Origin of the sequence: Nocardia cyriacigeorgica GUH-2 (assembly GCF_000284035.1) — a bacterium.
GTDB classification, from domain to species: domain Bacteria; phylum Actinomycetota; class Actinomycetes; order Mycobacteriales; family Mycobacteriaceae; genus Nocardia; species Nocardia cyriacigeorgica_B.
In genome coordinates this window covers 2,469,332-2,491,632 of the sequence record NC_016887.1, presented here as the reverse complement: position 1 = coordinate 2,491,632, position 22,301 = coordinate 2,469,332, and the positions used below count along the sequence as shown (strand labels likewise).

Annotated in this window: 20 protein-coding genes; 8 read left to right on the top strand and 12 right to left on the bottom strand. The window is 68.9% G+C overall.

What is annotated here, in order from left to right:
• Positions 1–131 precede the first annotated feature (131 nt).
• The 3 genes from NOCYR_RS11235 to NOCYR_RS11225 form a co-directional block, all read right to left on the bottom strand.
• Positions 132–2,591, bottom strand: coding sequence for an ATP-dependent Clp protease ATP-binding subunit (locus NOCYR_RS11235; protein ID WP_014350485.1), 2,460 nt, complete (start codon positions 2,589–2,591; stop codon positions 132–134).
• A 178-nt stretch (positions 2,592–2,769) separates the two neighbouring features.
• Positions 2,770–3,621, bottom strand: coding sequence for an SDR family oxidoreductase (locus NOCYR_RS11230; RefSeq protein ID WP_014350484.1), 852 nt, complete (start codon positions 3,619–3,621; stop codon positions 2,770–2,772).
• A 90-nt stretch (positions 3,622–3,711) separates the two neighbouring features.
• The gene (locus NOCYR_RS11225; protein WP_014350483.1) at positions 3,712–4,923 is read right to left on the bottom strand and encodes a pyridoxal phosphate-dependent aminotransferase; all 1,212 of its coding nucleotides are present in this window, start codon (positions 4,921–4,923) and stop codon (positions 3,712–3,714) included.
• A gap of 92 nt (positions 4,924–5,015) precedes the next feature.
• Here NOCYR_RS11225 and NOCYR_RS11220 point away from each other — a divergent pair, with 92 nt between their 5' ends.
• Both NOCYR_RS11220 and NOCYR_RS11215 read left to right on the top strand, forming a co-directional pair.
• Positions 5,016–5,597, top strand: a complete 582-nt coding sequence (locus NOCYR_RS11220; protein WP_014350482.1) for a winged helix-turn-helix transcriptional regulator — start codon at positions 5,016–5,018, stop codon at positions 5,595–5,597.
• Positions 5,598–5,727: 130 nt separating this feature from the next.
• Positions 5,728–6,768 (top strand): alpha/beta hydrolase, encoded by a 1,041-nt coding sequence (locus NOCYR_RS11215; protein WP_014350481.1) that lies wholly within the window; start codon positions 5,728–5,730, stop codon positions 6,766–6,768.
• Between the two features lie 39 nt (positions 6,769–6,807).
• Here the strand turns inward: NOCYR_RS11215 and NOCYR_RS11210 are convergent, their stop codons facing one another.
• The 5 genes from NOCYR_RS11210 to NOCYR_RS11190 all read right to left on the bottom strand — a co-directional run bounded on the left by NOCYR_RS11210 (position 6,808) and on the right by NOCYR_RS11190 (position 11,585).
• Complete coding sequence (locus NOCYR_RS11210) at positions 6,808–7,035, bottom strand: hypothetical protein (RefSeq protein WP_014350480.1); 228 nt, start codon at positions 7,033–7,035, stop codon at positions 6,808–6,810.
• Positions 7,036–7,129: 94 nt separating this feature from the next.
• A complete protein-coding gene (locus NOCYR_RS11205) occupies positions 7,130–8,521 on the bottom strand; it encodes a PQQ-binding-like beta-propeller repeat protein (RefSeq protein ID WP_014350479.1) in 1,392 nt (463 codons plus the stop codon).
• Positions 8,521–9,861: a hypothetical protein gene (locus tag NOCYR_RS11200; protein ID WP_014350478.1), complete on the bottom strand. Its 1,341-nt coding sequence runs from the start codon at positions 9,859–9,861 to the stop codon at positions 8,521–8,523. Before NOCYR_RS11200 ends, NOCYR_RS11205 begins: the two co-directional genes overlap by 1 nt.
• Before the next feature lie 87 nt (positions 9,862–9,948).
• Positions 9,949–11,196, bottom strand: a complete 1,248-nt coding sequence (locus NOCYR_RS11195; protein WP_014350477.1) for an RNA polymerase sigma factor — start codon at positions 11,194–11,196, stop codon at positions 9,949–9,951.
• Positions 11,193–11,585, bottom strand: a complete 393-nt coding sequence (locus tag NOCYR_RS11190; RefSeq protein WP_014350476.1) for a YciI family protein — start codon at positions 11,583–11,585, stop codon at positions 11,193–11,195. Before NOCYR_RS11190 ends, NOCYR_RS11195 begins: the two co-directional genes overlap by 4 nt.
• Before the next feature lie 213 nt (positions 11,586–11,798).
• Between NOCYR_RS11190 and NOCYR_RS11185 the strand changes: the two genes are divergently transcribed.
• Together NOCYR_RS11185 and NOCYR_RS11180 are read left to right on the top strand one after the other, a co-directional pair.
• Complete coding sequence (locus NOCYR_RS11185) at positions 11,799–12,740, top strand: hypothetical protein (protein WP_014350475.1); 942 nt, start codon at positions 11,799–11,801, stop codon at positions 12,738–12,740.
• A 97-nt stretch (positions 12,741–12,837) separates the two neighbouring features.
• Positions 12,838–13,635, top strand: a complete 798-nt coding sequence (locus NOCYR_RS11180) for a class I SAM-dependent methyltransferase (RefSeq protein ID WP_014350474.1) — start codon at positions 12,838–12,840, stop codon at positions 13,633–13,635.
• Here the strand turns inward: NOCYR_RS11180 and NOCYR_RS11175 are convergent.
• Together NOCYR_RS11175 and NOCYR_RS11170 are read right to left on the bottom strand one after the other, a co-directional pair.
• On the bottom strand, positions 13,632–13,982 hold the full coding sequence (locus NOCYR_RS11175; RefSeq protein ID WP_014350473.1) for a hypothetical protein: 351 nt from the start codon (positions 13,980–13,982) through the stop codon (positions 13,632–13,634). The two genes, NOCYR_RS11180 and NOCYR_RS11175, sit on opposite strands and share 4 nt — an antisense overlap.
• A gap of 22 nt (positions 13,983–14,004) precedes the next feature.
• On the bottom strand, positions 14,005–14,340 hold the full coding sequence (locus tag NOCYR_RS11170) for an ArsR/SmtB family transcription factor (RefSeq protein ID WP_014350472.1): 336 nt from the start codon (positions 14,338–14,340) through the stop codon (positions 14,005–14,007).
• 145 nt (positions 14,341–14,485) lie between these two features.
• On the opposite strand from NOCYR_RS11170, the gene NOCYR_RS11165 reads away from it, so the two are divergent.
• On the top strand, positions 14,486–14,719 hold the full coding sequence (locus NOCYR_RS11165) for a hypothetical protein (protein WP_048833268.1): 234 nt from the start codon (positions 14,486–14,488) through the stop codon (positions 14,717–14,719).
• Between the two features lie 13 nt (positions 14,720–14,732).
• Here the strand turns inward: NOCYR_RS11165 and NOCYR_RS11160 are convergent, their stop codons facing one another.
• On the bottom strand, positions 14,733–16,334 hold the full coding sequence (locus NOCYR_RS11160; RefSeq protein ID WP_014350471.1) for a hypothetical protein: 1,602 nt from the start codon (positions 16,332–16,334) through the stop codon (positions 14,733–14,735).
• A gap of 309 nt (positions 16,335–16,643) precedes the next feature.
• Here NOCYR_RS11160 and NOCYR_RS11155 point away from each other — a divergent pair, with 309 nt between their 5' ends.
• Positions 16,644–19,169 carry an MFS transporter gene (locus NOCYR_RS11155; RefSeq protein WP_014350470.1) on the top strand — a complete coding sequence of 842 codons (2,526 nt, stop codon included), beginning with the start codon at positions 16,644–16,646 and terminating at the stop codon, positions 19,167–19,169.
• Positions 19,170–19,319: 150 nt separating this feature from the next.
• On the opposite strand, the gene NOCYR_RS11150 is transcribed toward NOCYR_RS11155, so the two are convergent.
• Complete coding sequence (locus NOCYR_RS11150) at positions 19,320–21,299, bottom strand: copper-translocating P-type ATPase (RefSeq protein WP_014350469.1); 1,980 nt, start codon at positions 21,297–21,299, stop codon at positions 19,320–19,322.
• Between the two features lie 147 nt (positions 21,300–21,446).
• Here NOCYR_RS11150 and NOCYR_RS30380 point away from each other — a divergent pair, with 147 nt between their 5' ends.
• Both NOCYR_RS30380 and NOCYR_RS11145 read left to right on the top strand, forming a co-directional pair.
• Positions 21,447–21,950 (top strand): hypothetical protein, encoded by a 504-nt coding sequence (locus NOCYR_RS30380; RefSeq protein WP_228794468.1) that lies wholly within the window; start codon positions 21,447–21,449, stop codon positions 21,948–21,950.
• Between the two features lie 117 nt (positions 21,951–22,067).
• Positions 22,068–22,289 (top strand): DUF6480 family protein, encoded by a 222-nt coding sequence (locus tag NOCYR_RS11145; protein ID WP_014350467.1) that lies wholly within the window; start codon positions 22,068–22,070, stop codon positions 22,287–22,289.
• Positions 22,290–22,301: the final 12 nt, after the last annotated feature.

Here is a 22,301-nt window from a genome sequence, read left to right as displayed (position 1 = left end):
GCGAAAGCTCCTTGTCGTTGGTCGTCAAAACGTCCAACGCACAGGCTACCGATGACGCGCGCCGCCGCCAGCGCACGCGAGCGCCGCGAGCGAACAACAAGCCCCTCACCAGTGCCGGAGCACCGGCGGAATTACGGTGCCGCTTCTACCGTTTTCGCCCCACGACGCTCCACGGCCGCCAACTGCAACCCACCACCGTCGGCGTCCAGCCGCACGGTATCGCCGGATTTCAGATCACCGTCGAGCAGCAGCCGCGACAGCTTGTTGTCCACCTCTTTCTGCACCGTGCGCCGCAGCGGGCGGGCGCCGAATTCGGGTTGGTAGCCGTGTTCGGCGAGCCAGTCCACCGCCGGATCGGTGACGTCGAGGTCGATGTCCTGGGCGTGCAGCAGCCTGCGGGTGCCGTCGAGCACCAGGTCGACGATGCGGTGGATCTGCGCCTGGTCGAGCCGGTGGAAGACGATGGTGTCGTCGATGCGGTTGAGGAATTCGGGGCGGAAATGCGAGCGCAGGCGCTCGTTCAGCGTCGGTGTGATGGAATCCAGATCGCCGTCGGGCGCGGACAGGATCAGATCGGAGCCGATATTGCTGGTCATGATGACGATGGTGTTCTTGAAGTCCACCGTGCGGCCCTTGGAATCGGTGACCCGGCCGTCGTCGAGCAATTGCAGCAGCACATTGAACACATCCGGATGCGCCTTCTCGATCTCGTCGAACAGGATCACCGAATAGGGCTGGCGGCGAACCTTGTCGGTGAGCTGAGCGGCGTCGTCGTAGCCGACATATCCGGGCGGGGCGCCGACCAGCCGGGAGACGGTGTGCTTTTCCTGGAATTCGCTCATATCGAAGCGGATGAGCCGGTCCTCGTCACCGAAGACGGCCTCGGCCAGCGCTTTGGCCAGCTCGGTCTTGCCGACGCCGGTGGGTCCGAGGAACAGGAACGAGCCGATGGGCCGATTCGGATCCTTGAGTCCGGCCCGCGCCCGCCGCACCGCTTCGGCCACCGCGACGATCGCCTCGTCCTGGCCGATCACCCGCTTGTGCAGCACATCCTCGAGCCCGAGCAGCCGCTGGCGTTCTTCGGTGGTCAACTCCGATACCGGGATACCTGTCTGGCGGGAGATGACCTCCGCGATATCGGTGACGGTGACCTGCGGCGCCTCGGTCTGCCCGGCGCCGGCGAGCTGCTCTTCGGCGACGGCGATCTCGGATTTGAGTTCCTTGGCCTTCTCGTAGTCTTCGGCGGCGACGGCGGCGTCCTTCTCCCGGCGCAGCCGGGCCACCTCTTCCTCGCGTTCGCGCATGTCGGGGTCCGGAGTGCGGGTCCGCAGGCGCACCCGCGCGCCTGCCTGATCGATCATGTCGATGGCCTTGTCGGGCATGAATCGGTCGGTGAGGTAGCGGTCGGACAGTTCCGCGGCGGCGATCAGCGACTCGTCGGTGTAGTGCACCTGGTGGTGTTCTTCGTAGACGTCGGCGAGTCCGCGCAGGATCTCGATGGTGTCGGCGACCGACGGTTCGGACACCATCACCGGCTGGAAGCGGCGTTCCAGGGCGGCGTCCTTTTCGATGTGACGCCGGTATTCGTCGATGGTGGTGGCGCCGATGGCGTGCAGTTCACCGCGCGCGAGCGCCGGTTTGAGCAGATTGCCCGCGTCCATCGAACCCTCCGAGCCACTGCCCGCGCCGACGATGGTGTGTAGTTCGTCGATGAAGACCACCAGTTCGTCGGAGTGGGCGCGCACCTCGTCGAGGATCTTGGTCAGCCGTTCCTCGAATTCGCCCCGGTACTTGCTGCCCGCGACCAGGGAACCGACATCGAGGGCTACCACACGACGGTCGGCGAGCGTGCTCGGCACATCCCCGTTGACGATGCGCTGGGCCAGCCCCTCCACGATGGCGGTCTTACCGACGCCGGGATCGCCGATGAGCACCGGGTTGTTCTTGCGCCGCCGCGACAGGATCTCGACGGTCTGCTCGATCTCCTCGGCGCGCCCGACCACCGGGTCCACCTTGCCCGCGCGGGCCTCGGCGGTCAGGTCGCGGCCGTATTCGTCGAGGGTGGGAGTGTCGCTGGTCTTGCGCTGGCCGTCGGTGCCCGGCAGTTGCGCGCCCGCCATGGCCTGCGCAGCGGGTGTCTCGGTTTCGGCGATGCCGAGCAGGATGTGTTCGGGGCCGATGTAGCTGCTGCCGGCTTCGGCGGCGCTGCGCTGGGCGTTGCGCATGGCGCGTTTGGCCGCGGGGCTGAGGGCGATGGCGCCGCCGTTGCCGTTGCCATTGCCGCTGAGCCCGGAGACCGCGTCGCGCATCTTCATGCTCAGCTCGTCGGGGTCGTGGCCGATTTCGGTGAGGATGCCGCGCGTGGGTTCGACCAGGGTGGCGGCGTAGAGCAGGTGTTCGGTGGTGAGTTCGGGGCTGCGCCAGTCCTTGGCCGCGGCTTGTGCGGTGGCGACGAGTTGTTTGGCGTTATCGCTGAGCAGCCGGCCCAGGTCGGTGCGCTGCACCGGCGGCCGCGCCGACATTCCGGGTCCGAAGAAGCGCTGGAAGATGTCGTCGAAGGAGCTCATCGAACTGGGCCAGGACTCGGTCATGGTCGTATCCCATCTCGGCGTTACCTGCTGCGGTCATCGGCGCCGGCGGGCCGTGGCCGGCGCCTGCTTCCTCCGGGGGTCTTCACCCACCCATGCCAGTGCTTCGGCAACTGGGCGTCAGCTTACGCGGTTCATCCTCCGCGCGTAGCTATCCGAGAGCAACCGGCGGCGTGGGTCCTCAGGCTTCGCGTGGCGCGGATTCGGCCAGCAGTTGGGTGAAGTCCTTGGCGGGGTGGCCGGTGAGCCGGGGCACGGTATCGGTGACGATGTCCAGTTCGCCGGTGGCCATCGCCTGATAGGAGCTCACCCAGCCGGCGACCTCCCAGTCCTCGGCGCCGTAGCCCGCCCGGCTCTCATACGCCTCGTCGAGGGATTCGGCGTGATAGGTGACGGTGCGCCCGGTCGCTTCGCTGATCATGGCGGCGGCCTCGGTCAGCGTGATGGCACGGGGGCCGGTGACGTCGTAGGTGTGGCCGTCGTGGCCGGTGCCGGTGAGCACCGCGGCCGCGACATCGGCGACATCGTCACGGGCGACCGCGCCGATCCGGCCGGTACCGGCCGGGCCGCGGATGACTCCGTCCTCGCCGACCAGCAACGGCAGCATGTCCTGATAGAAGTTGTCCCGCAGGAAGGTGAATTCCAGCCCGCAGGAACGGATTTCCTGCTCGGTCCACCAGTGGTCGCGCCCGAAGGTGAAGGTGCACTCCGGTGCCGCGCCGACGAAGGAGACGTAGACGATGCGCCGCACCCCCGCGTCGACGGCCGCACCGACGACGGCTCGCTGCTGATCGGCGCGGTTGCGCGCTTCGCTCGCCGAAACGAACAGGAAGGTGTCGACGCTGTCGAGCGCCGCGCGCACGCTCGCGGGATCGGCATAGTCGGCCGCCATGAAGTGCGCGCCCGGCAACTGCGGGGCGCGCGCGGCATTGCGGCCGAGCAGCCGTTGCTCGATGCCCTCGGCCGCCAACCGGCGCGCCACCCGTCCCCCGATCGCCCCCGTCGCCCCACTGACTGCGATCAGCTCACTCATGCGTCGATCGTATGGGGGCCGGGCGGCGGTGCCGCGAACATCGCGGCGGCGGGCGAGTCGGTCACGAGCCGAATCCGTGCGGGCCGGGTCCTACTGGCGGTAGGTCGCCAGGAACCGGCCGATCCGTTCGATGATGGCCTCGAGGTCGTCGGCGTGCGGCAGGGTGACAATGCGGAAGTGGTCGGGGCGTGGCCAATTGAAGCCGGTGCCCTGCACGATGTGCAGCTTCTCTTGCAGCAGCAGATCCAGGACGAGCTTTTCGTCGTCGACGATCGGATACATGTCCAGGTCGATCTTGGGGAAGGCGTAGAGCGCACCCTTGGGTTTCACGCACGAGATGCCGGGGATGGCATTGAGCGCCTCCCAGGCCCGGTCACGCTGTTCGCGCAGCCGGCCGCCGGGCAGAGTGAGATCGTAGATGCTCTGATGTCCGCCGAGCGCGGCCTGAATCACCTGCTGGCCGGGCACATTCGCGCACAGGCGCAGACCGGCGAGCATGGTCAGGCCCTCGAGATAGTTCGCGGCGTGCTGGGTCGGGCCGGACACAACCATCCAGCCGGACCGGAAACCGGCGCAGCGGTAGCCCTTCGACAGGCCGGAGAAGGTCAGGCACAGCAGGTCCGGAGCCAGGGCGGCGGTCGCGGTGTGGGTGCCGCCGTCGTAGTAGATCTTGTCGTAGATCTCATCGGAGAACACGATGAGGTTGTGGCGCCGCGCCACTTCCAGGATGTCGCGCAGCACGTCCTGCGAATACACCGCGCCGGTGGGGTTGTTCGGGTTGATGATGACAATCGCGCGGGTGCGTTCGGTGACCTTCGATTCGATATCGGCCACATCGGGGAACCAGTTGGCGCCCTCATCGCACATGTAGTGCACCGGACGGCCCCCGTTGAGCGCGGTGGAGGCGGTCCACAACGGGAAATCCGGCGCGGGAACCAGCACTTCATCGCCGTTTTCCAGCAGCGCCGTCATGGCCATCATGATGAGTTCGGAGACGCCGTTGCCCAGGAATACCTCTTCCACGCCGACGTCGGGCAAGCCGAGCGTCTGGTAGTACTGCACCACCGCGCGCCTGGCCGACAGCAGCCCCTTGGAACTCGAGTAGCCGCTCGAATTCGGCAGGGTCCGAACGATGTCCTGCAAGATCTCCTCGGGCGCCTCGAACCCGAACGGCAGCGGGTTGCCGGTATTGAGCTTGACGACGTGATGCCCCTCGGCTTCCAGGCGCGCGGCATGCTCGGCCACCGGGCCGCGAATCTCGTACGACACTCCCGACAACTTGCTCGACTGCTTGACCTGCATGGACATCCTCTTCTCGATACGGCTGCCGCTACTGTACTTGGAAATCCCAAGTATGCACTTTGATTTTCCAAGTACTGGGTTAGAGTAGCCGGGTGCCACGCCGAAGCTACGACCATCACTGTGCTGTTAGCCGCGCGCTCGAGGTTGTCGGGGACCGCTGGAATCTGCTGGTCGTTCGCGAACTCACCGCGGGCCCGCGCCGCTACAGCGATCTTTTCGCCGATCTGCCCGGCATCAGCACCGATGTGCTCGCCGCCCGGCTCAAGGACCTCGAACGCGACGGCATTCTCACCCGGCGCCGGGTCGGTCCCCGCGCGACGACGGCGTTGTACGAACTCACCGACTCGGGCGCGGCACTGCGCCCGGTGCTGGAGGCGCTGTCGGTATGGGGGACGCCGCTGCTCGGTGAACGCCGCAGCACCGATGCGGTGCGCGCGCATTGGTTCGCGTTACCGCTCGGGCGGGCCGTGGCCGGGGTGGTGCCGAACGGGACGGTCACCGTGCACATCGGCGAGACGACGTTCCACTACGTCATCGACGAGACCGGCCTCACCCACCGCGACGGCCCCGCCGAGCAACCGGATCTGGAAGTGCGCCTGGACTTGGACCTGGCCACCGAGATCGCCAAGGGCACGCGCGCCTTGGCCGACGTCCTCGCACAGAGCCGTTCCTGACCTTTGTGATCGGCCCCAGCCGGTTCGCACTGATCTGGTGAGGTTCCCAGCGAATTCGCGATCGGCATTCGTAGCGCCCGCGCTCCCCTACCGTCGGTGCCAGCTACAGGCGGGTATTCGGAGGTGTCCGGTGAGCATCGGTTCCAGCCGCATCCGGTGGCGGGCCATGAGCGTGCTGATGCCGTTGACGGTCGTCGCTGCCCTGTGCACGGTGGCGGAACCGGCGGTCGCGTCCGGCACTCCCGAGGCGCCGATTCCCGCCGGGACGCAGTCCGCGCCCGATGGCTCCCGGATCGTCGCCATCAACCGGGGCGCCGACGAATTCCTCGATATGCGCGTGCACTCGACGGCGATGGACACCGAGATCACCGTGAAAGTGCGCCCGGCGCCCAGTGATTCGGAGCCGGCTCCGGTGCTGTATCTGCTCAACGGCGCCGACGGTGGCGCCGACCGGAACTGGACCAATGCCACCGATATCGCCGATTTCTTCGCCGACGAGCAGGTCACGCTCGTGGTCCCGATGGGCGGGCGCGGCAGCTACTTCGCCGACTGGCGTGCCGACGACCCGGTGCTGGGCAAACAGCGCTGGACCACCTTCCTCACCGAGGAACTGCCACCGATTATCGACAGCGCCTTCGACAGCACCGGCAAGAACGCCATCGCCGGTATTTCCATGGCGGGCACCGCGGTCTTCCAGCTGGCGCTGGCCGCTCCCAAGCTGTACCAAGCCATCGGTTCCTACAGCGGATGCGTGCAGACCAGCGATCTGAGCGGGCGCGCACTGATCACGGCCGTGGTGGCAAGCAATGGCGGCAATCCGGCGAATATGTGGGGTGCGAGCCGTGAGGTCTGGGCCGCCAAGGACCCGTACCTGCACGCCGGTGAACTGCGCGACACCGCCATCTACGTCTCCACCGGCACCGGCCTGCCCGGCCCGCTGGACAATCTGCCCAGTGCCGGCGACCCGCTCGCCCTCGCCTATCAACTCGTCTTCGGCGCGCCCCTCGAGCAGGTCACCAACGTCTGCACGCATCGCCTGCGTGACCGATTCGAGGAACTCTCCATCCCCGCCACCTTCGACTTCCGTGACACCGGAACCCATTCGTGGGGGTACTGGGAGCAGGACCTGCACCGGTCGTGGGAGTTGTTCCGGGCGGCTTTGGCCGAATAGCCGGCTCTCGGAGAACACTCCGAGGCCGGCATCGGCGTCCTAGGCGGCGGCCGAACCGGAGCCGAGGAGCTGCGGCAGGTCGATGAGCAGGAACTTCACCAGCGGGCTCGTGCATCCTTGGGCACCGCAGCCGACATCGGCGGAACCGAGCATGGGGCCGTCGACGAAGGCCTGCTGCGGTGCCGCGGAAGCGGTCGTCGCGGTGGCGAGCTGTGCCGCGGGCAGGAGTGCGGCAGCGACGGCTACCGCAGCGAAAGTGCGTTTCAAGATGCCTCCAGGTTGTCCGGGTTCCCGACCACGACGAAGGCTAGGGGGTGATCGGCGGCTCGTGGAAGACCCCAATGCAGTGGGCTGCTGATCGCTAGTCGAGCGGGCGTAGGCCGATCATGGTGCGTGGCGCGGCGAAGACATAGCGGCCCGCGCCCTTGGCGGTGAGTTCGCCGCTGTCGAGGAGGGCATCGGAGTCGGCCTCGATAGCGCGGAACGGCGCATCCCAGAGGGTTTCGCCGGTGCGCGGGTCGAGGGCGTAGATGCCCGTAGGGTCGGTGAACACCGCTGTGCCGTCGCGCCAGTCGTGCAGGGTGCCGTGGCGTTCGGTCGGGGTGCGCCACAGGCGTTGGCCGGTGCGCAGGTCCAGTCCGGAGACGGTCTTGGCCACGGGATCGTGCAGGAGGGCGGTCTCGCCGAGCACGGCGATCGCGCTGCCGTTGACGGTGGTGCCGTCGGACGCGGTGTAGAGCAGGTCGGGGCTGGTCCAGCGGACGGTGCCGGCGCGGCGGTCGTAGGCGGTGTCGCCGAGCAGGATCGGCGTCGTGTCGTCGGCGGGGCGGTCGAGGCTGAGGTCGTGCTCGCCCGGTCGGTCGGTGGTGGCGAGGGTGCGGCCGGTGCGGTCGATCAGATCGGTGCTGACGGCCGGGTCGGCGTCGCATTCGTTGTTGACCCGGACGACGAGCGCGTCGAACGCCGGTGTGGTGCGGGAGCATCCGGTGAGCTGGGCGGTCCAGGTGGTTTCGCCGCTGCGCAGGTCGAACCCGGCAACATCGACGCCAAGGGTGAACACGCCCTGGCCGTGGGAGACGTCGAGCGCGTCCCAGGGCAGGTCTTCCCACAGGGTGCCCATGGTGAAGGGGCGGGTCCAGTGGGCGTCCGGATCGGTGAGGGTGCCCGACTGCACGCGGACGTCGTCGGATTCGACATCGCCCTCGGCGATATAGAGACGGTTATCGGTGGCGGCGAGCGCGAAGATGAACCAGTCCACCGGGGTGCGGGTGACCGTTCCGTCGTCGATATCGAATCCGATCAGCGCGGAATCCTCGACCGAGAAGCCGGTGTAGCAGACGAGCGCACCGTCGACCGGTTCGGCCGCACAACCGCCGAGACCGCCGGCGGGCGCCTCCCATTTCTTCGCACCGGTCGCGGCATCGAAGCCATAGAGTTCCGGCTCCCCCGCCGACGTGCCGTCGTCGTCGGTCACGCTGATCACCGAGACCAGCGTGTCACCGGCGTCGACGAAACCCGCGCCGCTGTAGTCGTATTCGGTGCCACCGACCGGATCGCGAAACTGCGCGCCGGGTGCGCCGTAGACGGCGGCGGCGTCGATCGACCAGCCCAGGCCCGGTGCCGCGTCATTGGTTCCGGTGATCTTGCGTGTGTCGTCGGCCGGATGCAGCAGCACCGCCACCGCGCCGGCGCTGGTGAGAACCGCGGCGACAGCGGCGAGCACGAGATTGCGAACACCCGGGGCCCATGCCATCACGACACCTCCAGTCCGGGGGCCAGGGCGATGGTCTCGAGCTGCGCCGTGGTGAGCGGTTGCGCGGGTTCCAGGGCGCGGGAGGATACTTCGACCCTGGTGCCGGACGGGCGCGTAACCGTCACGCTGCGCGTCGATTCGGTTCCCGAGACCCCCGTTTGGGAGGCGACTCCGACCTGGGATTCCTCGATGTCCACGAGCGAACCGTCGGACAACTGCCGCCTGGTGGCCGTGCGCTCGCCGAGTGAGGACGACTCTGTCGGCAGGGCTTGCCCACCGACGATCGTGATGCTCAGCTGAGTTCGTTGCCCGTTGGAGTCGACCGGGACCGTCTGGCAGAGCCCGCCGTCGCCCCATCCGTCCGGCCGCAGCGCGCCCAGCGGACGATCCGGCGTCACACCGTCGAGGCGGATTCCGGCCAGCACCGCGTTCAGGCGACGAGCGGTGGGTTCGTCGATGACAGGCGCCCCATCGGCGCGGGTGAAGCATTCCTCGGGCGGGCCCGGGGTGCCCGGTGGGACGGGAGCGGTGACGCGCAAACCCGGTGCGGTGACGACGGCGACGAGCTCATCGATCGACATCGGCACCTCCCCGGCCGGGGCGCCGTCGGCCGGGGAATTCGTGGCGTAGGCGCCCACCACGCTGCCGTCCTGCAGGTAGGCGGTGGCACTGCGGGACAACGTGCGCACGCCATTGGTCTCCGACCAGGTGTCGTGGGTGTCGACGATCGTCCCGTCGGGTAGATGACGCCGCTCGTCCAGCGCCCCGGCCACGCACGCCGGCGCCGGATCGCTCGACTGCCGCACCGTCACCGACAACCACCCCGCTCGATCACCGCGCCGCACCGAGGCCATCGCGTCGGTGTACCCGCCGAACTCGCTCTCCTCGGGCGGGTCGAGGATGGGTTGGAAGACCAGCGCCTGATCGGCCGGCGCGAAGTCGATGACGACCCCGTCGGGTAGCGCCTCCTGCAAGGCGGCCGACATCGCCATCGCTTTGGGGCCGGAGAACCACGGGTACGCCGGGTTGTCGTAACTGGATCGGCCGGTCGCGACCCAGCCGAAGAGCCCGTCCTCGCCAGGTGGCTCGACCTGCGGGCAGCCCGGGATCTGAGTCGGGTACGTCACCGGAGGAGTCACATACGTGTGTTCCTCGGCCGGCTGCGGCGCCATGCTCGTTGTGGTCGGTGGCGCCGTCGTCAGTTCCCGCTCGGGTTCATGCAACAACCCTCCGGCGATCACCCCGCCGGCCACGATCGCCACACACATCAGGCCGGTGGTCCAGCCGCTGACTGCCCGCGACGGTTCCGGCGACCGCCCGTCCCCCATCGTCTCCCGCACCCTCGGCTCCTTCCGATCACGCCATTAGATCAGCAGCCACCGGCAGAAACCAGCGACGGTCCATCGGGCTTCCGAGAGCCCGCCGGTTCAGTCCGAATCCACAGCCAGGCGCCGCATTCGAGCATTGAGGTAGCGCTGCTCGGGAAGGCTCGTGCTCAGCCGAGCAGCTTCGGCGTAGCTCGCCAGCGCCCCGGTGTGGTCGCCGGACATTTCCAACAGGTGAGCGCGGACGGCGTGCGTGCGGTGGTGGCGGCGCATGGCCGGGTCGCTCAGCAGCGGCTCGATCAGGGCGAGGCCCCGGCCGGGGCCGAAGGCCATGGCGACGGCCACCGCGCGATTGAGCGTGACGGCCGGGCTCGGCGCCAGCCGGGCGAGCATCGCGTAGAGGACGCAGATCTGCGCCCAGTCGGTCGACTCCCAGGTGGGCGCCTCGGCATGGACGGCGGCAATCGCGGCCTGGAGCTGGTAGCGGCCGACATGGCCGCGCGGCAGGACGGTTTCGAGGATGCGCACGCCCTCGGCGATCAACGCAGGATCCCACCGGCTGCGGTCCTGTTCGGCGAGTGGGACCAGATCGCCGTGGTCGCTGCGGGTGGCGGCACGGGCGTGGGTGAGGAGCATGAGGGCCAGGGCGCCGGCGACCTCGTCGTGATCGGGCACCAGGAGGTGCAGTTGCCGGGTCAGGCGGATCGCCTCGCCGGCCAAGCCCGGGTCGAGCACCGCGGTCCCGCCGGTGCGGGTGTGGCCCTCGGTGAACAGCAGATGGCACACGTCGAGCACCGCCGCGACCCGAGCCGGGAGTTCGCTCGCGGCGGGCAGGTCGAAAGTCGCTCCCGCGGTGCGCAATCCGGCTCGGGCGCGGGAGAGCCGCTGGGCCATGGTGCGTTCCGGCACCAGGTAGGCAGCCGCGATCTCGGCGGTGCTCAGTCCGGCCACGGCATGCAGTGTCAATGCGACCTGCGAGGGACGACTCAGGCTCGGATGACAGCAGAGCAGGAACAGGCGCAGGGTGTCGTCGCCGGTCGCGGGCGGATCGGCGTCCGCCGCCGGTGCGAGGCCATCGTCGGCGGGGCGGGCTCGCATCACGGCGTCTTCGCGTTCGGCCCGGGCGCGATCGGCACGCTGCCGGTCGATCAGGCGCCGCGACGCCACCCGGATCAGCCACCCGCGCGGATTGTCCGGCACCCCGTCGCGGGCCCACTGCGCCGCCGCGGCCTCGGCGGCTTCCTGCGCGGCGTCCTCGCACTCGCCGAGGTCGCCATGCCTGCGCAACAGGGCGGTGAGCACATGCGGCGCCTCCCGACGCCACACCTGTCCCACCGCCTCCGCGCTCACTGGTCGTCGCCGCCCGGCCACATGGTGGGGCGCAGTTCGACCGTTTCGCCCGGTCCCGCGAACTGCGCGGCGATCTGTTCGGCGCGCTCGAGGCTGTCGACGTCGATCAGGAAGAACCCCGCCAGATGCTCCTTCGCCTCCGAATAGGGGCCGTCGGTGGGCAGCGGTTTGCCGTCCTCCCAGCGGTAGAGCCGGGCCGCCTCCGGCGCGCCGAGCGCCTCACCACCCACCAGCTCGCCGTTGTCCTGCATCTCGGTGAGCAACCGCTCGAAATCGGCGTTGATCCGCTCCCGCTCCGGCTCGGGCAGGGCCTGCACCTCGGGCAGGAAGTCGCCGGTGGGGTGTCCCCACGGCTGCGGGTTGGAATGAATCAGGATCACGTACTTCATGAGCGCTCCTCGGTCTGGTGCTGGTGACGGACCGGTTCGGTCCATCCTCGCCCGGAACGTCGGATCCACGGGGGCGGTAATCGACATCGCCGGCCAAAATTATGCGCGATGCTGTGATCGGGATCACTGGAAGTTGCGTTGCTAGATACCCCCAGGGGGTATATGTTCATGACAGACGGACAGCCACGAGACGACGAACCGAGGACCACGATCATGAGCACCAATTCCCACGCCGACCATTCCGCACACCACGCCCACAAGGCGCAGGCAGGTCACGCCAACCACGCACCGGCGGCTGGTGAAATTCACGGTGACCACAACGCCCACTCGGCCTCCGCCGGCCCCGGCGCAAATCATGGCGACCACGCAGCCCACAGCGCCCACGCGCCGACCGGGCACGCCGCGACTCACGGCGATCACGCCGCCCACGGCGCAGCCGAATTCCCCGGTGGCCTGCTGATCACCCAGGACGGCTACACCCTCGAACTGGCCGACACGATCCTGCAGCCCGGCGACGTCGATTTCCGGTTCCGGATCATCGGCCCCGATGGCCGGCCGGTCACCGCCTACTCCCCGATTCACGACAAGGAACTGCACCTGATCGTCGTGCCGCGCGAGCTGACCGGCTTTTGGCACGTGCATCCGGAGCTGGCGGCCGATGGCACCTGGTCGGTGCGATTGAACCTGCCGGCGGCCGGCGCCTACCGGGTGTTCACCGACATCGCACCGCAGGCGCTCGGCAAGACGATCACCCTGGGCGCGGATCTGGCGGTGGCGGGTGAGTATGCGCCGCATCAGGTTCCGGAGCCGGTGCGCACCTACCACGTCGACGGCTACGAGGTCGAGCTGACGGGCGACCTCAGCACCGGCGCGGGCAGCCTGCTCACCCTGACAGTGCGCAAGGACGGCGCTCCGGTCACCGATCTGCAGCCCTACCTCGCCGCATACGGTCACCTCGTCGTCATTCGCGCCGGCGATCTCGCCTACGTCCACGTCCACCCGAACGGTGAACCCGGTGACGGCATCACCGCACCCGGGCCGGAGGTCTCCTTCCACACCGCCGTCCCCGGCCCCGGCACCTACCGGCTGTTCCTGGACTTCAAGCACGGCGACACCGTCCGCACCGCCGCCTTCACCCTGCGCACCGCGGGCTGAGGTTGCCCGCCCCACCGCGACCTGGTCCGCGCACACACCGGCAGCGGGGGGCTCGACGATCGAGCACCCCCGCTGCCGCATGACTAGCATCGGAACCATGACCCCTGGCGGGCATGCCGGCGCAGGCTGGCGCGGCGAGGAGTACTCGGCCGCCGCCGAGCATCATCGCGCGGTCGACGACTGGTTCCTGACCCGCCACCCGCCGCGTGCGTGGGATACGGTGGTCGATCTCGGATGCGGTACCGGCGAATTCACCGCGAAACTCGCTGCGCTGGTGCCCGACGGGCTCGTCATCGGAGTCGATCAGGACCCGTCCATGCTCGCTACCGCGCGGCGCCGGGCCGGCGCCGACCTGGAGTTCGTCACCGCTTCGGCCACCGATTTCGACCGCCTGATCCCTGCTCGGACGGTCGACCTCGTGGTCAGTCGCGCGATGTTGCACTGGCTGCCGATCTCGGCTTACCCGCGGGTCTTCGCCGCCGTGCACCGGGTGCTGCGCCCCGATGGCTGGTATCACTCCGAGTCCGCGGCGGCGGGTAACGCGGCCGAACTGATCCGGCTCATCGGTCGCATCGCCCGCGACAACGACCTGCGCCCACCCGAGCCGTTCCCGGAACCCGAGCCGGTGGCCGGTCTGCTCGCCGAGGAAGGGTTCGACATCCCCGATGACGGCGTACGCGCGGTCCCCCAGCGCCGCCCGTTCACCCGCGACCAACTCGCCGACATGCTGCGCACCACCGCGGCGGTATCGCTGACCCGCCAGGCGCCACCCGCCGAACACGCACGACTGGCCGATGAACTGGCCGGCGCAGTCGACGAATTGCGCGCCCCGGACGGCAGTTACGCCCAGACCTTCGTACGTCTGGAGATCTTGGTGCGCAAGCCCGTTCCCTAGGAAGCAGGCGCCATCCGACGCGGAACGCGCGACACCAGCAGTCCGGCACAGACCAGGTAGATCGCGGCGATGACGAGGTCGAGCACACCGGCACCGACCTGCGCTCGGTCGAAGCGGTCGAGCGCGGCGACGGTGATCACGCCGGACCCGAAGAAGAAACCGGCGGTCAAGGCAGGCACCGCGATGCGAGTGGGCAGGAAGGCCGCGATCAGCAGCACCAGCGAGAAGGCGAAATCCGGTGCGGCGAAGATATTGTCGGCGCGGTAGCCGGCGTCGAAGGTCAGCTGGATGATGAGCCAGGCGCTGACGGGGACGGCGGCGGTCCGCGCGAACATGATCGTCGGCATGGTGACTCCTGACGGTGTGAAATCAGCGGTTCGGGGCCTCGGGTTCGGACATCGCGAGGATGGAATCGACCAATCCGGGGAACCGGGTGCCGAGTTCATCGAGTCGTAGCGTGTTCATCCGCTGACGTCCGACGTCGAATTGCCGGATGACCCCGGCTCGGCGCAGGGCCTTGAAGTGATGACTGAGGGTGGAGGCGGCGACGTCGAGATCGAAGGTGCCGCACGGCCGATCGCCCTCGGCGAGCAGGGTCCGCACGATGCGGCGACGAGTCGGATCGGCCAGCGCGTGCAGCACATCGTCGATCGCGACCTCCTCGATCGCGGGATGGTCGGCGGACTTCCATCTCCCCAGTGGCACCGCTACATCCTCTCTTCGATACCTATCGAATAAATGGAAGCTTAGCCGCGTTCTCTTCGCCTGTCATCGAAAAGAATGCGCCGCCCCTGCGGCCCGGGACGAGCCCCGGGTAATCGGCACGGGCCCAGGCGCATTCGCCGAATTCATGGTCACGCCGGTGGCCGGGCTCGCACCGGTTCCTGCCGGGTGGGCCGATGAGCAGGCATTGGGGCTGGTGCTCAATTGGGCCACCGCACTGGCCGCCCTGAAACCGCTCGGCAGGTTGTCCGCCGGGGAAACCATGCTGGTGCATGCGGCGGCGGGTGGTGTCGGCCGTGCTCACAGCATTGGCCGACCGCGCCACGATCGGCAAACAGGCGTTGCGGCCGTGACGCGGTAGCGGCGGCGGACGGTCAGCGTTTGCTGGTCCTGGCGCGGCGGCGCGCGGCCTGCATCTCGGCGAGTTCGCGCTCGAGCTCTTCGGCGATCCGGAACTGGCCGGTGTCGTAGATGCTGGTGGCGCTGACGACCTCGTGCAGAGTGGGTTCGCTGTCGGCCGCCTTGCCCTTGGCCTTGCGGCCCCGGAGCGCGCCGGCCTTGGGGCTCTCGGAGGAACCGAGAGCACTGAATGCCGGAGCCGGTTCGGGGCGGTCGATTCCCACCGTGGACTCGGCCGGCTTCGGTGCTGCCGTCGAGCGGAACGCGGTGGAGGTCGAGGGCTGTTCCGGCGCGGGCGCCTTGGCCGGTGCGGCGGTCGTCTTGGCGGCGGTCGGCTGCGGGGTGGTCTTCGCGGCCCCGTTCGAGGACGTGGAGCCCACCTTGGCACCGGTGGCGGAGCCGTTCAGCTCGGCGGTCTTGGTGGCCGCGGACTTGCTCTCGGCCGCACCGTTGGACGCCGCCCGCGCGGGCGTGGCCGGCACCGGCTGCTCGGTAGAACCGAGGAACACATCGTCGTCGAACGAGACCGGAATCTTCGGCGTCGACGGCTTAGCCGAACCGCGGAACGCGGCCTTGGGTGCCGGCTCGGCGGCGGGCGCCGGCTGCTGCTCGAGCACCTCGGTCTCGACCTCGGGCTCACCACCGTCGGCCTCGGCCTGCTGCTCCTCCGGCGCTTCGGCCGGAATCTCCTCCTGGACCACCGGTTCCGCGGCGACCGGCTGCTGCAACGCGTAATCGGGCGCGCTCAACCGGAAGCTGTTGATGTCGGGCAGCCGGTTGCGGATCTGCTCGGCCGGATCGGGCAGCTCCTTGACCTGCTCGGTCGCCCGCGCGATGGCCAGGCCGTAACGCGCGCTGACGGCGTCGTGGATGAGCAGTGCGACACCGATCATCACCGGCGCCACCGCGTGCACGGCCGCCTCGTACCATTGCGCGTCGCGCACATACGGGTAGGTGTTGAGACTGACCGTCAATGCCAGCAGGGCGATTTCGGCGGCGGCGACCTTCTGCCGGTTGTCGACCACACCCCATTCCGACACCTTGTTGGTGCCGATCATGATGATGATGAGGCAGACACTGATCATCGCCTCGATCAGGTAGCTGAACCAGTACAGCGGATCGCCGGGTCCGCCGGGGGCGATGTTGTGCTGCACATTGACCGCCGACCACAGCATGCCTGCGGCCACCACACCGGCCAGCGCACGCAGCGACCAGGCGCGGTGCCGGTAGAGCGAGGCCAGTTTGGCGTGCGGGCTGGATTCGCGCTGCTGGTTGGCGATTGCCTTGCGGGCGAGCAATAGATCTCGAATGTCGGCCTTCTCGATTTCTTCGGTGGTCTGCCTGGCACGGTCGGAGGCGGCGGCCGCGGCCTGCGCCTGTTTCCAGCGTTGCTCCCGGTCCTGGACCCGAATGCGCTCGGCGAGTTCGCGTTCGGCGCGCAATTCCTCTTCCGACAGCGCGTCGGTGAGCGCCGGATCGAACTGATACGCCAGCCGGCCGCGGGCCTTCTCGACCCGCTGCGCCAGCTGGGAGACCTCGTCCTCGACGGGCTGCTCGATGGGGTGCTCGATGGTCACATCGACTCCCGGCGGCACAGATCGGAAGGCGGGCAGACGATCACACGTGGCTGTGGCACCCCACATTCATAGTCGATGCACCGTTGTCGGCGAAACCATTGATTCCCATCGACGGCGCGCGCGGGGACGGTCGCACCCGGTGACGGCCGACACACCCGGCGATTGTATAGTTGGCCGACGCAACTAGTTGCTGTTGCTAAACAATTCTGCTGGGGCGCACAGCCTGATCACGCGCCGCCGATCCGGTCCACCGCCGCGCCGCAGCGCGCGCTCCCCAGCCACGGCTACCAGATCAGAATCAGGGCTCACATGACCACATCGACCACCCGGGCGGACGCGGGGCCCCCGGAGACCGGCGAGAGCACCACTCTGTCGCATCGGCAGGTGCTGACGATTCTCTCCGGCCTGTTGCTCGGCATGTTCCTGGCCGCGCTGGACCAGAACATCGTGAGTGTCGCGATCGTCAAGATCGCCAACAGCTTGCACGGTTTCGACGAACAGGCGTGGGCCACCACCGCCTATCTGATCACCGCGACCATCACCACACCGCTGTACGGCAAACTCGCCGACATCTACGGTCGCAAACCGTTCTATCTCCTCGCGATCGGGCTGTTCGTCATCGGTTCGGTGGCCTGCACCTTCGCCACCTCGATGTATCAGCTCGCCGCGTTCCGCGCCTTCCAGGGCCTCGGCGCCGGCGGCCTGATGTCGCTGGCGTTCACCATCATCGGCGATATCGTCCCGGCCCGCGAACGGGTGCGCTACCAGGGCTATTTCATGATCGTCTTCGGTGGTGCGACGGTGCTCGGCCCGGTGCTGGGCGGGTTCTTCTCCGATTACGACATCCTCGGCGGCATCGAGGGCTGGCGCTGGGTGTTCCTCGTTAACGTGCCGGTCGGCGTGCTGGCGATGATCGTGGTCGCCAAGGTGCTCAACGTGCCGCATCAACGGCAGAACCATCGCATCGACTGGCTCGGTGCCATCGCGCTGGCGATCTGTGTGGTGCCGTTGCTGATCGTGGCCGAACAGGGCAGGCATTGGGGCTGGGACTCGCACAAGGCGCTGACCTGCTACGGCATCGGCGCGGCCGGGCTGCTGCTGTTCGTGCTGATCGAATTCCTGATGAAGGACGCGGCGCTGATCCCGCTGCGGCTGTTCAAGAACTCGACGTTCAGTGTGACGATCGCGGGCGGGTTCATCGTCGGTGTGGCGATGTTCGGCGCGATCACCATGGTGCCGCAGTATTTCCAGGTGGTGCGCGGCTATTCGCCGACGAAGGCGGGCCTGCTGATGCTGCCGCTGGTGCTGGGCATCATGGTCGGTTCCGGGATCGCGGGCCAGATCACCAAACGCACCGGGCGCTACAAGATCCTGCCGGTGGCCGGCACCTTCATCATCGCGGTGGGCGCCGTACTGTACGCGCAGGTGCATTACGACAGCGCGCTGTGGCAGCCGCTGGTCTACGGCGGTGTGATCGGGCTGGGTCTCGGCGCCTGTATGCAGACGCTGATCATCGCCGCGCAGAACGCGGGCCCGCGCTCGGATATGGGCGTGTCGACGGCGTCGGCGACGTTCTTCCGGCAGATGGGCGGCACCCTCGGCGTCGCGATCTTCCTGACCATTCTGTTCAATCTGCTGCCGCGCAAGATCACCGAGGCCTTCGGGGGGACCCTGCCGCCCGGCTTCGACGCGGCCGCGCTCGGTGATCTGCAGAGCAACACCAGCGTGATCGCGACGCTGCCGCCGGAGGTGCGGGCACCGATCTTGACCGGTTTCACCGATTCCATGCAGGGCGTGTTCTATGCCGCCGCCGCGGTGGCGCTGCTGGCGTGCGTGGTGCTGATGTTCATGAAGGAGATCCCGCTCCAGGACGCGCCGGTGGCGGCGACCGCGCCTGATGCGGAACCGGCCGAGGCGGCGTCCTCCTGGGACGAGGACCAGGTGTGGGAAGGCGCGGCGCAGGCGCTGTCGGAACCGGAACCGGTACTGGCCGCCGCCGCGGCCCGGCACGCCGAGGCCAATGGTCATGGCGCGCACGAGAGTTCCGCGACCTCGGCATTCGACGCCGGCTACGGCGCGGACGTCGCGATCAGCGGGCGCGTCCATCGTGAGGACGGGCAGCCGGTCCCCGACGCCGCGCTCACGCTGATCGACCCGAAGGGCCGCCAGGCGGCGCGGGCCACCGGTGACGCGCACGGCGAGTTCGTCTTCGCGAGCGCGGACGCCGGCAGTTATGTGCTGATCGCGTCAGCGAGCGGGCATCAGCCGACGGCAGTCAACGTGACGGTCGGGTCGCAGCCGCAGCGCCTCGATCTGACCCTGCTCGGCTCGGGGCGACTGTCCGGAGTGGTGCGTTCGGCGGGCAGCGGTGATCCGCTGGCCGGAGCGACCGTCACGCTCACCGATCAGCGCGGCGAGGTGGTGGCAGCCGCGGTGACCGGGGCCGACGGCGGCTATGTGTGCGAGGGCGTCGTCGCCGGGTCGTACACGCTGGTGGCGGTGGCCGACCATATGCGGCCCGACGCGATCACCCTCGCGGTGCCCGACACCGGTGTACTGCGCCACGACATCGAGCTGACACCGATGGCGGTGCTGGTCGGCACGGCCGAAACCGCCGACGGCCGGACCGTCGCCGATGCGCAGATCACCGTGCTGGACGAGTCCGGCGAACTGACCGCCACCACCCGCACCGACGAGCACGGACGTTATGTGGTGCCGGATCTTCCGGTCGGCCGGTACACGATCGTGGCGCGCGGTTATCCGGCCGTCACCGGGCAGGTGCTGGTGTCCGGCGGTGAGGTCTCGCACGACGTGCGGCTGGGGTACGACGACTGAGGTTCGGGCAGGCTACGCGACGGCCGCTGCCGGCTGCCGCTGAACCCGCGCTGGGCGGGCGGCGGCGGTCGGCTGTCGCTGAACTCGACCGCGGATGACGGCTATCACCGGATCCGGCGGCGACTTCTGCGCCGTTGCGGGATCCCTAACCTATCGAGCAACCGGAAGCTGCTGCGGGACCAGGGAATTCGCATCCGGATCCGCCACCCCCAGCACCGCCGCCGGGCGCAGGTCCAGCCGCCGCAACAGCTGGGCATTGATCGCAACGACCACCGTGGACGCCGACATCAGCAGCGCGCCCACCTCCATCGGCAGGGTGAAGCCCCACGGCGCGAGCACACCGGCGGCCAGCGGCACCGCGATCAGGTTGTATCCCGCTGCCCAGCTGAGGTTTTGGATCATCTTGCGGTAGGTGGCACGCGAGAGAGCCATGACCGACAGCACCGAGCGCGGATCGTCGCCGGCCAGCACCACGCCCGCCGAGGCGATGGCCACGTCGGTGCCCGCGCCGATGGCCAGGCCCACGTCGGCCTGCGCGAGCGCGGGTGCGTCGTTGACGCCGTCGCCGACCATGGCGACGGTGCGGCCCGCCGCTTGCAGCGACTTCACCTTGGCGCCCTTGTCCTGCGGCAGCACACCGGCGAAGACCTCGTCGATTCCCAGCGTGCGCGCCACCGCGTGCGCCACCGGGGCGGCGTCGCCGGTGATCATGGCGACATGAACGCCGCGCTCATGCAGGGCGTCGACGGCCTGCTGGGATTCCGGGCGGATCTCGTCGGCCAGCGCGAGCGCACCGACCACGGCATCGTCGCGGATGACGTGCAGCACGGTGGCGCCCTGCTCGGCCCAGGCGGCGGATTCGGGTAGTTCGGCCAATCCGTGTTCACTCAGCATGCCGGGCCCACCCACGCTGACGGTTGCGTCCTCGACACGCGCGGTGACGCCGACGCCGTTGCGGGCCGCGAAATCCCTGGCGGCCGGGATATCGGTGCCGCGCTGTTCGGCCGCGGTGACGATGGCGCGGCCGAGCGGATGTTCGCTGTCGCCTTCCACGGCGGCGGCCAGCGCGAGCACGCGGTCGCTGTCGAAGCCGTCGCTGCCGGCGACCTCGACCACCGCGGGTTCGCCCTTGGTGAGGGTGCCGGTCTTGTCGAACAGCACCGCGTCGACGGTGCGCATCGCCTCCAGCGCACGGCGGTCGGTGATCAGTACACCGGCCTTGGCCGCGCGTTCGGTCGCGATGGACACCACCAGCGGAATGGCCAGGCCCAGTGCGTGCGGGCAGGCGATGACCAGGACGGTGATGGTGCGGGTGACGGCGGCGTCGGGTTCGCCGAGCGCCAGCCACACCGTCGCGGTGATCGCCGCGGCGCCCGCCGCGAACCAGAACAGCCAGGCCGCGGCCCGGTCGGCCAGCACCTGCGCCCGTGAGGTCGAGTTCTGCGCCTCGCTGACCAGGCGCTGGATCCCGGCCAGCGCGGTGTCCTCCCCCACCGCCGTGATGCGCACGCGCAGCGCCGAATCGGTGCTGACGGTGCCCGCGACCACCCGATCACCCGCGGCGCGCCGCACGGCGATGGATTCGCCGGTGATCATGGATTCGTCGACGTCGGCGCTCCCGGATTCGACCACACCGTCGGCGGGCACCCGCCCACCCGGACGCACCACCACCAGATCGCCTTCGGCCAGTTCGGTGACCGCGACGGTGGTGATCTCCGCGCCGTCGACCCGCTCGGCCTCGTCGGGCAGCAGCGCCGCCAGCGATTCCAGGGCGCTGGAGGCCTGCCCGAGCGAGCGCATCTCGATCCAATGCCCGAGCAGCATGATCACGATCAGCAGCGCCAGCTCCCACCAGAAGTCCAGCTCATGCGACACGATCCCGAGCACCGCACCCCAGGACGCGACGAACGCCACCGTGATGGCGAGTGCGATCAGCAGCATCATCCCCGGCTGCCGCGCCCGGATCTCGCTGACCGCACCGGTGAGAAACGGCCGCCCACCCCACACGTACATGACCGTCCCCAGCACCGGCGAAATCCAGGTGACCGGCCCGCTGTGCGGCAACTCGTACCCCAGCAGATCCGCGAACATCGCGTTCGCCCCCACCACCGGCACCGCCAGCACCAGCATGTACCAGAACAATCGCCGGAACTGAGCCACATGATCGCCATGGCCGCCGTGCCCGCCATGCCCGCCATGGCCCCCGTCACCGCCGTGACCTGCGTGTCCTGTGTGCGCCTCATGCGCCTCATGGCCGGAGATCGCACCCTTTCCTTCATGACTGTCATGGGCGCCGTGCTGGTCTGCACGGTGCTCGTGGCCGTCGCCGCGCACCGTCCGGTCGTCCGCGCCGCTGCGGTCATCGTCGGCGCCGCGACCCGCGCCGGCATCCTGACCGGCGTGGGCGCTGTGGGCACTGTCGGCGACGTGGCCCGGGTGCTGGCTGTCGCCGGCAGACCCGGTCGGGCCCGGGGGTCCGCCGGGGAGCGGCTGCCCGCTGGCGCCTGCGCGCTCGGGATGCCCGGCCTGCTCATCCGAGCCGATATCCGAGCCGCCGTTCGGCGGTCTCGTGTTCCCGCCGGCGGGTGCGTGATGGTCCTGATGCGATCCGTGATCGGAGCCCATACACCCGAGGGTACCCAGCCGGGGTATTCCAAACAGTGGATCCGGATGGGTGTGGCCGATGCCGGGGTGATCGCGGAGGCCGGGAAACGCCGAACCGGCCGGTGCCGATTGACCAGCATCGCACCGGGTACGCGGCAAGCATGGAGCTACTCGTGATCCTCGCAATACCTGTGCTGGTCGCGGCGGTGATCATCTACCGCAAGGCGACCGGGAAACGCCCGAATGAGCCGTTGACCCCGGACAACGACGGTGAGTAGGCCTGTCATGACTTCCATGGATCCCGACCCGTCCCGCACCCCCGATCTCGAACCCGGTGGTGGGGTCGCGCCCGGTGCGACCCCACCGGATACTCCGCAGACCTCAGGGCTGTCGGCGCCCGAGCCCGATACCCGCCATCATTTTCCGTTCACCGGAATCGCCGCGATCCTGGTGACGGTCCTGGTGGTGGCGGTGTTCCTGGTGGTCGCGGTGGCCTTGGTGATCTCGCTCGGGTGAGCGCCGCTGCGC